General features: G+C 38.3%; 13 protein-coding genes and 1 riboswitch. Of the genes, 5 read left to right on the forward strand and 8 right to left on the reverse strand.

The window, feature by feature from the left end; all coding sequences use genetic code 11:
- Positions 1-2: 2 nt before the first annotated feature.
- Both BANA01_RS29590 and BANA01_RS17030 read left to right on the forward strand, forming a co-directional pair.
- Positions 3-152: a hypothetical protein gene (locus BANA01_RS29590; protein WP_157411820.1), complete on the forward strand. Its 150-nt coding sequence runs from the start codon at positions 3-5 to the stop codon at positions 150-152.
- A gap of 123 nt (positions 153-275) precedes the next feature.
- Positions 276-686, forward strand: coding sequence for a hypothetical protein (locus BANA01_RS17030; protein ID WP_034674166.1), 411 nt, complete (start codon positions 276-278; stop codon positions 684-686).
- A gap of 38 nt (positions 687-724) precedes the next feature.
- Here the strand turns inward: BANA01_RS17030 and BANA01_RS17035 are convergent, their stop codons facing one another.
- The 8 genes from BANA01_RS17035 to BANA01_RS17070 all read right to left on the reverse strand — a co-directional run bounded on the left by BANA01_RS17035 (position 725) and on the right by BANA01_RS17070 (position 11,474).
- On the reverse strand, positions 725-1,288 hold the full coding sequence (locus BANA01_RS17035) for an FAD-dependent oxidoreductase (RefSeq protein WP_034674168.1): 564 nt from the start codon (positions 1,286-1,288) through the stop codon (positions 725-727).
- A 121-nt stretch (positions 1,289-1,409) separates the two neighbouring features.
- Complete coding sequence (locus tag BANA01_RS17040; protein WP_034674170.1) at positions 1,410-2,612, reverse strand: MFS transporter; 1,203 nt, start codon at positions 2,610-2,612, stop codon at positions 1,410-1,412.
- Between the two features lie 13 nt (positions 2,613-2,625).
- Positions 2,626-3,039, reverse strand: a complete 414-nt coding sequence (locus tag BANA01_RS17045; protein WP_034674172.1) for a MarR family winged helix-turn-helix transcriptional regulator — start codon at positions 3,037-3,039, stop codon at positions 2,626-2,628.
- 182 nt (positions 3,040-3,221) lie between these two features.
- On the reverse strand, positions 3,222-6,671 hold the full coding sequence (gene metH, locus BANA01_RS17050; protein WP_034674173.1) for a methionine synthase: 3,450 nt from the start codon (positions 6,669-6,671) through the stop codon (positions 3,222-3,224).
- Positions 6,652-8,511, reverse strand: coding sequence for a bifunctional homocysteine S-methyltransferase/methylenetetrahydrofolate reductase (locus tag BANA01_RS17055; RefSeq protein ID WP_034674175.1), 1,860 nt, complete (start codon positions 8,509-8,511; stop codon positions 6,652-6,654). The genes metH and BANA01_RS17055 overlap by 20 nt, the downstream gene beginning before the upstream one ends.
- A 2-nt stretch (positions 8,512-8,513) precedes the next feature.
- Entirely contained in the window at positions 8,514-9,701 is a 1,188-nt protein-coding gene (gene metC / locus BANA01_RS17060; protein ID WP_034674177.1) for a cystathionine beta-lyase, read from the reverse strand.
- Positions 9,701-10,813 (reverse strand): methionine biosynthesis PLP-dependent protein, encoded by a 1,113-nt coding sequence (locus BANA01_RS17065; protein WP_034674182.1) that lies wholly within the window; start codon positions 10,811-10,813, stop codon positions 9,701-9,703. The genes metC and BANA01_RS17065 overlap by 1 nt, the downstream gene beginning before the upstream one ends.
- An 84-nt stretch (positions 10,814-10,897) precedes the next feature.
- Positions 10,898-11,014, reverse strand: a riboswitch (SAM riboswitch).
- A 103-nt stretch (positions 11,015-11,117) separates the two neighbouring features.
- Positions 11,118-11,474: a helix-turn-helix domain-containing protein gene (locus tag BANA01_RS17070; RefSeq protein ID WP_034674179.1), complete on the reverse strand. Its 357-nt coding sequence runs from the start codon at positions 11,472-11,474 to the stop codon at positions 11,118-11,120.
- A gap of 512 nt (positions 11,475-11,986) precedes the next feature.
- Between BANA01_RS17070 and BANA01_RS17075 the strand changes: the two genes are divergently transcribed.
- Genes BANA01_RS17075 through BANA01_RS17085 form a run of 3 tightly spaced genes read left to right on the forward strand, consistent with a single transcriptional unit; the run spans position 11,987 to position 14,431 of the window.
- Complete coding sequence (locus BANA01_RS17075) at positions 11,987-13,006, forward strand: pectate lyase family protein (protein WP_063254053.1); 1,020 nt, start codon at positions 11,987-11,989, stop codon at positions 13,004-13,006.
- A gap of 50 nt (positions 13,007-13,056) precedes the next feature.
- Positions 13,057-13,797: a YveK family protein gene (locus BANA01_RS17080; RefSeq protein ID WP_063254055.1), complete on the forward strand. Its 741-nt coding sequence runs from the start codon at positions 13,057-13,059 to the stop codon at positions 13,795-13,797.
- Positions 13,790-14,431 (forward strand): CpsD/CapB family tyrosine-protein kinase, encoded by a 642-nt coding sequence (locus BANA01_RS17085; RefSeq protein WP_063254057.1) that lies wholly within the window; start codon positions 13,790-13,792, stop codon positions 14,429-14,431. The genes BANA01_RS17080 and BANA01_RS17085 overlap by 8 nt, the downstream gene beginning before the upstream one ends.
- Positions 14,432-14,447: the final 16 nt, after the last annotated feature.

Raw genomic sequence — 14,447 nt, forward strand, 5'->3', positions numbered from 1 at the left:
AAATGAAAAAGGCTATTATCTTATTATTCACATTCTCATTACTTGTTTTTGCAACACCTGAAAATGATGTAAACAATCAACCATCTTATGATCTTGCCAAGATTAGTATTCAACCTGCGCAAGCAGATCCTATTTATCCTCCAGTAGGGTAACCGTAAAATTTCTTCTCGACAGTTTGCGACTGTCGAGTTTTTATTTTCCCCCATATTGTTAATTAAAACTATAATTAAGGGGCAAAGTAGATTATATGTGTTTAACAAGAAGGAGGAAATAATATGAAATCATTTGTTGTTGGTTTTCATCAAGAAGATAATGTGGATTCGATGCAGATTCAAAAGCTAAGCCAGGAAGATTTTGAAAAAGCAACAGAAGGTGGCACAAGGCATTTATTTGATTTAGATACTAACATTGGCTTTTTTGTCTTTTTTGATGCTGAGGATGCAGATGGAGATGTTTCCTATATGGTTCTTCAATATGAGGATCCGACTGGCGAGGATGGAAGTGAAGATCCGGTGGCCTGCTATTCCTTCCAGTTGAAAGATTTTTATGAATTTACGGCCCTTTACCTAAACGATCTTGAATTTAATGAAGAGATTAGTGAAGATGAAGAAGACTATGGACCGATTCACCATCTAGCCCACCTTCTATTCCATATTGTTGAAGAAGGAAAAGATTTAGAGGTGTAAAGAGGGTGTCCCAATGGGGACACCCTTCTTAAATCGACTTAAGCTTTTAATACATCATGGTCAACATAGCGCTCGCCATTCAATTCGCTAATTACATTGATTGCGACTCTCGCTCCGTCACCAGCAGTAACAATGGTATGTACGCTTACGCCAGCCACGGTACCAGCTGCCCAAATGCCATCGATATTTGTTTTACCTTGTGCATCTACATCAAGGATTGTTTTTACGCGAGGCTCCGTACCAGGCTTAGTAGTTAAACCAGCTTTTTCAGCTACGTCTACAAGGAAACCTGTAGCAACAATTACATGCTTTGCTTCATAGTCACCGTTTTCGGTTTCCACCTTAAAGCCTTCTCCAACTTTGCTAATATTCGTAACAGTAGACTGGACAATTTCTCCGCCAAATTTAGTTACTTGCTGCTTACCAATTTCAACGAGGTCAGGGCCAGAGATTTCTAACACGCCATAATGGTTCTCCACCCAAGCTCGCTTTGTAACGGTCTTATCATTATCTAGCACCAATGTTTTCTTTCCTGCTTTAGCAGTCAATAAGGCTGCACTCGCTCCTGCTGGTCCTGCACCAATCACAACAACATCCAACATGTAAAAACCTCCAATCGAAAAATGAATATACAAAAAAAGTGTAACCTAATAATGTTGAAAAGTAAAAATCACTGCTCAGAATGTAGAAAAGAACCATCAAGAAATTGATGGTTCAAAACAATTAGTGCTCTTTTACTTTTAAATATTGCTGACGTTTTATTTCTGGTTTTCGAACTTGCATGAAATAGTAAAGAATAGCTCCTATAAGAATATAGAAAGAACATAGGAAGTATAACGAGCTAAAGTCCATCTTTGCAGCAATTAATCCCACCAAGAATGAGCCTAATGCAATACCAATATCATAGATTGATAGAAATGTGGCTGTAGCCAGACCACGTTTTCTAGGTGCTGCATTTTGAATGGCAATCGTTTGAAAGGTTGGGAAAAGGGTACCCCATCCTAACCCAATCATTCCGGCTGAAACTAGGAAAGTAATTGCCCCTCCACTTTGGCTCAAGACAAACATTCCTATTGCAAACAAGATAATAGAAGGGAATACAATCACATTTGGACCATATTGATCCAGCCATTTGCCTGTAAATGGTCGGGACATTAATAATATAACCGCGTACACAACAAAGAAAAGACTTGAAACTTCAGAAACATGGATTTCATTTGCATAAACGGACACGAAAGAAAGAAGGGCAGAATATACAATAGCTAAAAAACTGCCGACAATAGCAATGGATACTGCTGAAGGTTCAATAAAGTTTTTTAAGGAGAAAGCGGGAACAATAACCTTCTTGTTAGTTTGCTCAGGCTTTGATAACTTGACTGTGAGACCAGTGATTAACGCCCCAATGGCTACAATTACCGATAGGATAAACATTACTTTTGCTCCCCACTGTTGAATGGCAGTCAACCCTACAAATGGCCCCAAGACCATCGCCATGTTTGTTGACATAACAAAGTATCCCATTCCTTCTCCTCTCCGTGAGCTAGGGATAAGATCCGCAACAATCGCTCCTACTGCAGTAGTCGCCATTCCAAAACCCACACCGTGTAATAGACGTATGACAAGGAATCCTGTTACAGTTGTTGGGAAAAAGTATAAAAGGGAAGCAACTGCGAATATAATAAGAGCCGTTAATAACACTTTTCTATTGCTGCCTCTTTCAAGCCATTGGCCAGCAAGTGGTCGTGATAGGATGGCTGAGAGTAAGAAAACGGTTGTCATTAATCCCGCCTGTGAAGCATTACTGTCAAATTCCTGTAAAGCAAAAATAGGCAAAGTGACGAGTAGGATATAAAATGTCAAAAATAAAAAAAAGTTACTCAAGGAAATATTAATAAAATCCTTCGTCCATAATTTAGGTTTGTTCATATTTTGCACTCCTTTACAAAAGCTGTTTTAACCAGATACTTTGTAGATTTGTTAATTCATTTTGTGAAATTTCTGGGAAATTTTTCAATAAATCCAGATTGCATTCTAAGACAGCCTTCTCCCACTTAGGGAATTCTTGCACTGCTTCCTCCGTTAATTGAATGTATTTCTCCCGTTTGTCCTTACCTGGAATTTGACTAACATACCCTTGTTTAACAAGCCGTTGAATCGTACGAGTCATGGGAGGAGCTTCGACGAACAGATACTCAGAGAGTTCTTTTTGAGTTAGTGAACCTTTTGTATGTAGAGCAAAGAGTACAGACCATTGGGCACTATATAATCCAAATGGTTTTAGGGCTTCATTAAGTCTATTGGTCAGTTGTCTGGAAAGTTGATGTAGAGTATGAAATAAAGCGTGGTTGGTCAAATAAGTTCACTCCAAAATTAATATATGCACATTAGTTACCTGGGTAATTAAAATGATTACCTAGGTAACTATATTCGTTTTGAAGTGAAATGTCAAGGAATGAAGTCTTAGATACAGTGGGCGGGCGAGTAAATTATAAAAATTCAAAAAAAAGTCCGCAGAATCTAATCCGCGGACTTCATTTATCTTAACACATTAAAATATCTTGCCTCAGGATGAGCAAATACCATGGCTGATACAGAAGCTTCAGGCTCCATCATGCAACCATCCGTTAATTCTATTCCGATTTCCTCTGGATGAATCAAGGCAAATAATTTCTTCTGATCTTCTAAATCTGGACATGCTGGATATCCAAAAGAGAAGCGCTGCCCCTGATACTTAGCTGTAAAACGATCCTGCATCGTAAATGTCAGCGGGTCCGGGAATCCCCAGCGATCTCGCATTTGACGATGGATTAATTCTGCAAATCCTTCAGCGGTTTCGAGTGCAAGGGATTGTAGGGCATGGCTCTCAAGAAAACGGCCTTCTGCTTTTAACTTGTCAGCTTGTTCACGGATTCCTCTACCAGCAGTTACTGTAAAGAAACCAACATAATCCTTCTCTCCACTGTCTACAGACTTTATGAAATCTGCCAAGCACAAATGTGGTGCAGATTCCTGCCGTGGGAAATCGAATGTTTCAATAATGCGATTAGTATCTTCTGGATCATAAATAAATATTTTATTTCCGTCAGATTGAGCAGGGAAAAATTGATACACCGCAGCAGGTAAAATCCAGTTTTCTTTCTTAGCATCTGCTAATAATCCATCTACAACTTCTTTCACTTTGATTGCTTTTTCATCCTTGGAAGCAATCAAATTTGCAATTTTTCCTTTTACACCAAGATGATGACCGATTAACATCTGCATATTGATATAAGGCTCAATATGGGATAGAGAATAGGATTTCATAATATGTTTTTTGGTATCCATCGGTGTGAATACAGGTACTTCAGTGGAAACGGCTGGTCTAGTTTTTACGGCTGTTGAAACCGAAGAACGACTTGGCAGCTCCCGCGGCAGTTCTAAAGCCGCTAGTTTTTCATGTTTTTCTGCCATCAGTTTTTCTTTCTCCTCTGGAGTTTGAAGCTGATTGGCCAGTGATAACCCATTCATTGCGTCCTTTGCATATAGAACGAGTCCTTCATATTCCTTTGCAATCTTGGTATCGGTAAACTTTCTAGAAAGTGCAGCTCCACCAACTAGAATAGGTGTTGAGATTCCCGCCTCTTTCATATCTTGTGCTGTTAAAACCATTTGCTGTGCAGATTTTACTAATAAGCCTGATAATCCAACAATGTCTGGTTTTTCCTTTTGAATCGCTTGAACTAGTTCAGTTGGTGATACTTTAATCCCCAAATCTAGTACATCATAGCCGTTATTACTTAATATAATATCTACAAGGTTTTTCCCAATGTCATGAACATCGCCTTTTACTGTTGCAAGGATAACCTTCCCTTTGGAAGCAGAGACATCGCCTTTTTCCATAAAGGGCTCTAAGTAAGACACAGCAGCCTTCATGACCTCAGCACTTTGGAGTACTTCGGCAACGATCAGCTGATTATCGTTGAATAATCGTCCTACTTCTTTCATGCCTTCCATTAATGGTCCATTGATAATATCGAGGGGAGCAGGATAATTTTCAAGCGCTAAAGCTAAATCTGGCAATAAACCTTCCTTTGTACCTTCTATTACATAGTAAGAGAGTCGTTCCTCTAAACTCATGTTGGGTACAGTACTTTTAGTCTCTTTCTTTTTACCTCGATAAAATTCGGTAAAAGTGGCCAACGTTTCATCTGTCGTATTAAAAAGAAGATCCTCTGCTAATTGAACTTCTTCCTTTGAAATGGAAGCGAATCGTTCAAGCTTTTCCGTATTAACAATCGCATAATCCAGTCCAGCTAATGTGCAGTGATATAAAAAGACAGAATTTAGAATTTCTCTTCCGACAGGAGGCAGACCGAATGATACATTACTGATGCCAAGAATGGTTTGTGTCTTAGGAAGATGTTCTTTAATGAACTTAATTCCTTCCACTGTTGCTTTTGCGGAACCAATATATTGTTCATCACCCGTTCCTACAGGGAAAACAAGCGGGTCAAAAATTATATCTTGCGGCTTCAAACCATACTTATTAACAAGAATGTCATGAGATCGTTTGGCAATTTCCAATTTCTTTTCAGCTGTAACACCCATACCTTTTTCATCAATTGTACCAACGACAACCGCTGCTCCGTACTTGTGAATAAGTGGGACAACAGCCTCAAATCTTTCTTCACCATCCTCAAGGTTAATGGAGTTAATGATAGCTTTTCCTTGAGAATACTTGAGTGCTTTTTCAATTACTTTCTCGTCAGTTGAATCAATGACAAGTGGAACTTTTATTTTTTTTACCACTTCAGGAATGAAATTCTCCATGTCGCTAAGCTCATCACGATCTGGGTCCGCAAGACAAATATCAATAACATGTGCACCGCCTTTAACTTGGGCACGTGCAATCTCTGCAGCTTCTTCAATTTTACCTTCATTAATAAGGCGTTTGAATTTACGAGAGCCAATCACGTTTGTACGTTCTCCGACCATAATAGGACGCAATGTCGGATCGTCGTATACAAAGGGTTCAATCCCAGATACCATGTGGAAGTCAGAAGTCTGTGCCTCGCGTGGTGAGAACTTTTTCATTTCTTCAGAGATTGCCCGAATATGATCAGGAGTTGTACCACAGCAGCCTCCAACAATGTTTAACCATCCGTGGGCAGCAAAATCGGCAAGCTTTTTCGCTAACGTTTCCGGTGTTTCATGATAATGTCCTTCTTCATCAGGCAATCCAGCATTTGGATAACATATAATCGCTGTAGAAGCTAGATTGGATAGGGAACGGACATGCTCCTGCATAAATTCCGGCCCAGTCGCACAATTTAACCCAACCGCGACAGGTTTCATATGCTCTAATGAAATGTAAAAGGATTCAATCGATTGTCCCGCAAGGGTTGTTCCCATCGGCTCTATAGTACCCGACACGATTAATGGAAGAACTTTGCCTGTTTTGCTAAAAGCATTTTTTATTCCAATGAAGCCTGCCTTTACATTCAGCATATCCTGGCTTGTTTCAAGCAGCAGAAGGTCGACACCACCGTCAATAAGCCCGATTGCCTGTTCTTCATAGGAAGCAGCGAGTGCTTCGAAAGTAGTCCCGCCAGTTACGCTTAACGTCTTTGTGGTCGGTCCCATTGATCCTGCAACATAACGTGGCCACTGGGCAGTAGAAATTTTTTCAGCTTCCGTTTTAGCAATTTGTGCGGCAATTTTATTTAATTCATAAGCCTTAAAACCAAGATTGTATTCATCAAGAACAATGCTTGTGGCTCCAAAGGTATTGGTTTCAATAATATCCGCACCAGCCTCTAAATATTCGCGATGAATTTTTGCGATAGTTTGAGGAGCTGTTAGGTTCAGATATTCGTTACAGCCATCGTATTGCTCGCCGCCAAAATCTTCAGCTGTTAAATTTTCTTGCTGAAGCATGGTACCCATGGCACCATCCATAACTAGGATTCGTTTGTGTAGTTGTTCATTAAATGGAGCTTTCGACATAGCTGTTCCCCCTAACTTGACTTGCACGCTGTCTGGCATATATGGCTAACTCTGTTGTTAGTTCATAGCGTAAAAATGGAGTGATTAAATAAATTCCATTAAATAAATCCAGTGCTGTGTCAATTAAAGATTTTGTTATTTCAATTCCTTCACGTGCAGCTTGTAATGGCTGATCATTCAAAGCTGCCATTCTGTCTCGAATCGATTGTGCAATTTTAATTCCTGGTACCTCATTATGAAGGAATTCTGCATTCCTGCTTCCTGTTAAAGGCATTAAACCAATATATATAGGTGCACTTAGGTGCTTAGTATGTTCATAGACTTCGATTAATTTTTCCTCAGAGAAAACAGGCTGTGAAATGAAATAATCGGCACCATATTCTATTTTTTTCTCAAGACGCTTCACCGCTTTTTCTACTGAACGGACATTTGGATTAAAAGCGCCTGCAATACTAAAAGCTGTTTTATGACCAAGATCTTTCCCAGAGAATGACAAGCCTTCATTTAACTGTTTCATCATTTGAATTAACTCAAAAGATGATACATCGTAAACAGAGGAGGCTCCTGGAAAGTCTCCGACTCGCGCAGGGTCACCAGTGATAGCAAGTACATCATGCATTCCAAGGGTATGAAGCCCCATTAGGTGAGATTGCAAACCAATAATATTGCGGTCTCTGCAGGCAATATGAATAAGCGGGCGCATTCCTAATTCTTGTTTAACAAGATAACCTAAAGATTCATTGGAAATCCGCACCTGAGCTAAAGAGTTATCAGCCATTGTGATTGCATCGATTCCAGCTTCTTTCAACGCCTTTGCTCCTTCAAAAAACTTGCTGGTATCAAGCTTTCTAGGAGTATCTAATTCTACGATAACCGACGGGCGTTCCTTAACAATTTCCTCAAGAGGCTGGTGCTCTCTTTTAGCTGCACTATGCTCAATGATGATTTTCTTTGTTTCTCGTTTAACTACTTTATCGGTGACAGGCACACTGTTTTTTAATTCTGCTGCAAATGCATGGATATGGGCAGGCGTTGTACCGCAGCAGCCGCCGAGCAAGCGTATGCCTTCTTGACGAAAGCTTTGAGCTGATTTTTTAAAATAATCTGAATCCCCTTCATAATGGAATTTACCATCTGTATAAGCTGGCAGACTCGCATTGGGGTAGGCAGAAAGGTAAGCGTGTTTAGGCAATTCAATCTGCTCTAGGGTCTTTAACATATGATGGGGACCAAGCCGGCAGTTCAAGCCGATAACATCAGCACCAAGATTTTCAAGACGGGTAAAGGCTTCATTAATCGGTGTTTGGTCTTGTAAAATGCCAGGCTCATGAAGCGAGACCTGGGCAATAATCGGCAGCTTTGTTTCCTTTCGAGCAATCGTAAGGACCGTTTCCAGTTCCTCAAGGTCATAAAAGGTTTCGAATAAAAGCCCGTCCACACCTTCTAATAATATACAATATAGCTGTTCACGGAAACTGCGCTTTAATTCTTCAATCGATAAGGTGCTAGGTTTAATCCCGCGGTTACCGCCGAATGTTCCTAGTACATAAGCATTTTTATGTGCTGCTAATTTAGCATTCTCGACAGCGGCGCTGTTAATTGCTTTAACAGAGTCCTCTAGACCATATCTCTGCAGTTTTAGATAATTCGCTGCATAGGTATTGGTTTGAATGACATCCGCACCTGCTTCTATATAAGCTTTATGAATCTCTTGTATTTTTTCCGCATGGGAAAGGTTCAACTCTTCCAAGCAGCTATCTTTGCCGAATGAATATAGAAGGGTGCCCATGGCACCATCACCTATTAAAATTTGGCTTTTTAATTTTTCTAAAAAGGTCATGATCATTCTCCTTGCTGCAAGACCAATAGTTTTTCTTTCACCTGATGTAAAGCCTGAGAGAAGTCATTTATGAGATCATCTGGATTCTCTAAGCCTACGGATAACCGGATGAGGCTGTTTTTAATTCCTCGTTTTTCCCTTTCCTCTTGCGACATCGCTGCATGTGACATTTTTGCCGGAAAGGATAGAATGGATTCGACCGCACCAAGACTAACGGCAAAAACAGGGATTTTTACATTGGTTAGAAAGACTTGAAGTGCTTTTTCATTCTGGAATTCAAACGATAAAACTGCACCCGGTCCAGCAGCCTGACTTTTTTGAAGCTCGTGCTGTGGATGATTTTCAAGGCCTGGGTAATAAACCTCTTCGATTAACGGGTGTTCCGCTAAAAATTCTGCTATTTTAATCGCTGATTTTTGTGACTGTTCGAGTCTGACATGCAGGGTTTTTATTCCTCTAAGCACGAGCCATGCATCCTGTGGCCCAAGTACGGCGCCGAAGGAGTTTTGTAAGGAATACAGCCTTTTACCTAATTCCTCATCCTTAACAACCGCTAGACCTGCAACCACATCGCTATGGCCGGATAAAAACTTAGTTGCACTATGAAGGACAACATCTGCTCCTAGTTCTAAAGGTCTTTGATATTCAGGGGTTAAGAAAGTATTATCTACATAAGTGATTGCGTTAATCTCTTTCGCAAAACTTGTAATTGCTTTGATATCCGTTACCTTCAATAAAGGATTAGACGGTGTTTCTACGTAAAATGCTTTGGTGTTAGGCTTGATTGCTGCTTTTACTTGATCAAGATCTGTCATGTCAACAAAGGTATGTTCAATTCCGAAGCGAGTCAGTACCTGAGTGACCATACGATAAGTACCGCCATACACATCATCGGTAATCACGATATGGTCACCAGATGATAGAAGAAGGAAGGCAGTTGAGATAGCAGCCATTCCTGACGAAAAAGCAAAGCCACGCGTTCCGCCCTCTAACTCTGCAATAACATCCTCAAGCGCTTCTCTCGTAGGATTTCCACTTCTAGCGTAATCGTATTTTCCGTAACGATCTAAATCAAATTGATGGAAGGTCGAAGCATGTTGAATGGGCACGCTAACGGCTCCCGTTGCCGGATCGACTTTATGCTGATTATGAAGGAGCTTGGTTTCAAAACTATAATTTTCTGAACTCATTATCTAATCACTCCTTCTTTTAATTTTGCTAATGCCTGTTCAAGATCTTGAACAATATCAGTTGGATCTTCCAGACCAACGGAGAACCTTAATAACCGGTTGCAGACACCTGATTGAATTCGAATCTCTTCTGGAATATCTGCATGAGTCTGTGTTGCAGGATACGTGATAAAACTTTCCGTTCCGCCCAGGCTTTCGGCAAATGTGATAAGAGAAAGACTTTGAAGGAATGGATTTACCCAAGCTTCGTCTTGTAAGCGGAAGGATACCATTCCTCCTTTTCCTGGATACAGGACATCTGTTATACCATCACGATTAGAAAGGTATTCGACAATCGCCTTCGCATTGCTTTCATGTCTTTGCATTCTTAGTGATAAAGTTTTCATTCCGCGCATAACTAACCAAGAATCAAAAGGGCTAAGAACACCGCCGGCTCCATTATGATGGAAAGCCAATGCCTCACAAATTTCTTTACCCTTAGCAACAATTAGACCTGCAAGGACATCATTATGTCCGCCTAAGTATTTCGTCGCACTATGAATGACGATATCCGCGCCTAACAAGATTGGCTGTTGGAGAAGCGGGGTATAAAACGTATTATCAACAATCAGAATAATTCCGTGCCTTTTCGCAATATTTGATACAGCACCTATGTCTGACTGCTGCATAAGTGGATTAGTTGGAGTCTCAAGAAAAATCGCCTTGGTTTGAGGGGTTATCCTTCTTTCAATTTCTTCTGGACTACAAGTATTAACATACTGGGTTTTCAGGCCCCATTTTTTAAATCCCTTTTCTAGTAAACGATACGTTCCTCCGTACAAATCCTCACTCACAATCCATTCGTCCCCGGACTCGAAAAGAGAAAGAATCGTAAATATGGCTGCCATCCCTGAACTGCAGGCAAAGCCTTGATCCGCACCTTCTAGGTCGGCAATCGCCTTTTCGAGAAGCTGGCGGGTAGGATTACCTGTACGTGAATAATCATACCCTGTGGATTGTCCAATTCCCTCGTGACGGTAGGCTGTTGAAAAATAAACAGGAGGATTTACGGTGCCTGTCACCGTATCACTTCTATTTCCAATTTGTGCTAACTTCGTATCAATCTTATACACCATTATCTTTATCCTCCTTTATATAAACAAAAAAAGCCTTCTATAAGAAGAAGACTTTTGGATGCACATTAGCATAGGTCATTCTTCTTATCTCACAAGTTAATAAATAACTTGATGGACTTAGCACCTTTTCAATGAAAAACAACATTGAAGGTTGCTGAGACTTCATAGGGCCATTCCCTCAGCCTCTCTTGATAAGAAAGTACAATATTTAGACTTTTTATAAAATTTACTACACTAAAGGAGAAGTGTCAATGCATTTAACAAATTAATATCAAACAATTATTAATGAAAGCGGTTAATCTTATTTTTTGTTTTTTTCCCATATTTTAAATTTAATATAGTTTATATATTCTTTGAAATCATCTTTATTAATTCCGTCTTCTATGGCTTTTTCTACTAAACTTTTCCACTCTTTATCAAGCAGCCAATCTCCACTGTTTTCTATCTGATTCTCTATTGAATCCATCCCAGTCAATAAATATTCAATAGAAATGTCTAAAGGTTTGGCAACCTTCATTAGAAAATGTATAGATGGATTTTTATTTAGGTTCCGTTCAATATAGCTTAAATAGGATTTTGATACATTAGCGAGATCAGCTAATTCTGTAATTGAATATCCTTTTTGTTCTCTTAAAATCTTTATTCGTTCTCCAATCATAGGCTTCTCCTTATGACCAAATTTATAATTTTCTTACCTTCTGGAAATTTGCAAAAAAATAAGTAGAAAGACAATCTGCATATCATGGGGTTGTTTAGAGTGTTTAGTAAAATACTGAGGCACTGCAAATACACTTGAAAAGTATAAAGTGAATCCAATCATGGATTAACTTAAAAGGCTAGAGAGGAACAAACTATTTAAACATTAATCATATTATAAACTAAAAATTGTTCTCTTTAAAGAACTAAATTTTGATAAAAAAAATCATGGTTTTCTAAAATTTAAGAAGGAAATGTGTCAAATATTGAGGGAAAACAGGAAAAATTGGTATGTATTTTGGATTTGTTTTTTCGACCCACAGTGCTATAATGTTCTTAATATCGAATTGGTTATTTGTGTAAAACGGGGACTCTTATAAATTGGGGTTAAGTAACGATTAGTGCTAAAGAGTGTTTCACAGTATATGGAGGTGCAATGATGAGAGTTCTCTTAACAGGTGGGTACAGAAGATTATGAATAAAAGGAGTTTGATACTATATTTTTCAGCATTAATGTCGGTAACAGCTATTCTTTTCTTATATAACAATGAAGTCAATAACAAATATGAACAGGAAGACAAAGTAGTAGCAAGGGCAGTTAATGTTCAGACCGAATATGTGAATGTGGATGAATTTGGTGCTAATGGAGAGGATTCGAAAGATGATTCCCAATCCATACAGGCAGCAATAGATTATAGTTATGATTCAAAAATTGGAAAAGTTAAGCTACTTGGAAATAAAAAATATATTTTGAAGCAGGGACTGGTATTAAAAGCGGGAGTTGAACTAGAATTTGGTCAAAATACGAGGTTAAGAATAGATGGGAATTTCCGAGCAATCGATGTGAAAAAGAATGCATCAATCTCAAATGGTGTTCTTGAAATTGTTAATCCTAACTTTAGTTCAGATGTCATTTACATCGACGGTGAACAAAAAATTTGGTCATGGGATAGAACGCAAATAAAAAATGTAACAATCGTAAACGCTGCCGGTTCAAATAAAGGTACAGGTATCCATCTTTATGCCGGTGAGTCAGGTCATTTCATTTCTTTTGTTAATTTTATCGAAATACGAATTGCTGGATTTCATACTGGTGTTAAATTAGAAGCTGTTAAACCAAAGGATAAAGATAAATATAGTTTTATTAATGGCAACCGATTTATAAATCTAACATTAGATGACTGTGTAAGAGGAATTGACATTATTAGTTCCATTACGATTCCAAATGAAAGTTCTGGTAATGAATTTAGTGGTCTTCAAATTCAGGTGTCTAAACATACGAAAGAAGTAATAACAGTTAACGGTTCTGATAATAAATTTGAAGGTATGATATGGGACGTTCATCTTTTAAAGGACAATAAATCAATAATAGAATTTTCGAAGGATTCTATGAGGAATAGTTTATTTTCTAATATAGGATCAGCCTATATTAGAGATAAAGGGAAGAATAATTATTATTCTTCACCGGAAGAAGAGGCGAAGAATAATAGGTAAAAGGCACAGCATTTTTGTTTATAGATAATTTATTTTCTTTGGAGGTTATTATGGACGAAAGAATCAATTTAAAATTATTTATGCACATTATCCGGAAGAGAATACTTACCATCATTATTACAGTCCTAATTGTTTTTTTATTAACCTTGGCAATATCGGGATTTTACTTAAAGCCGACCTATGAAGCCACTGAAAATATATTAATTGGTAAATTAGAAAAGAATGAAAGTAATTATGGCGGTGCACAAGAGCTAAGTATGTTACTTGCTTCTACCATTGATTTCATAAAGAGTCCTGTAGTACTAAATTCAGTTCAGAATGAGCTAAATATTTTGGATGATGAATTAGCCGAAAAAGTGGTTATTCAAAATAATAGAAACTCACAAATTATCAATATAGTGGTTAGAGACCGTAATATGGAAAATTCGAAGGAGCTCGCCCACACAATTGCCACTGTCTCTGTTAATAAAATGCAGGAACTGTTTGGTGTCAGTGATATTAAACTATTACGTGATACAAATGGGGAGCCGTCAGTAAAGAAAGTTGGAAGTATGACGATCAATATCGCAATTGGTATAATGGTTGGTTTTCTATTTGGAATCGGTCTTTCAATGCTTAGAGAGTACTGGGATGATTCAATAAAGGATACAAGAGAAGTGGAAGATATACTAGGTATATCTGTTTTAGGAGAAGTAAATTTGAAGAATAAAAGAAACAAATCTAAAAATAAAACTTATACGAAGCCTCAGGCTGAAATCTTAAGAAGAAATGGGGAACAAATCGGTGTTTAAGAAAGATGAAACAATAAAAAGAATGCAAAGACTACAGCTCAATGAGGAATCAGTTAGTAAGGAACAAATTAGAATGATCCGAGCTAATATAGAATCAAAATTAGATAGGGATTCAAATTCATTTATGTTGACCTCACCTACCCAAGAAGGAGAAAAATCAATTATCTCATCTAAATTAGCCTTATCATTTGCTGAACAAGGGAAAAAAGTCCTTTTAGTGGATGCCAATCTAAGGAAACCTACTCTGCACAATTGGTTTAATCTAGACAATGAAACTGGTTTAACCAATGTAATTACGAGGGAGGAAGATCTCCAACTTCATTGTAAAGAAACGTTATTTCCTGGTCTGTATCTCTTACCAACCGGTCCTATTCCTTTAAATCTTTCAGACATATGGATTACGAAAAAGATCAATCAATTGGCAAGAAAGTGTCAATCAGAATTTGAAATCGTTATTTATGAGGCTCCACCGTTCTTGACCGTATCAGATTCTCATATTCTAGTAAACCACTGTGATGGTGTAATTTTAGTGGTAAGAGCTAATAAAACCAAGAAAGAAGAGGCACTTAAGACGAAAGAGTATATAGAGAGAACAAGTCAAAAAATCCTTGGAGTCATTTATCAAACAGGATAATGCAGGCAGTAGTTTT

Origin of the sequence: Neobacillus niacini NBRC 15566, assembly GCF_001591505.1 — a bacterium.
In the GTDB taxonomy this organism is placed as follows: domain Bacteria; phylum Bacillota; class Bacilli; order Bacillales; family Cytobacillaceae; genus Neobacillus; species Neobacillus niacini.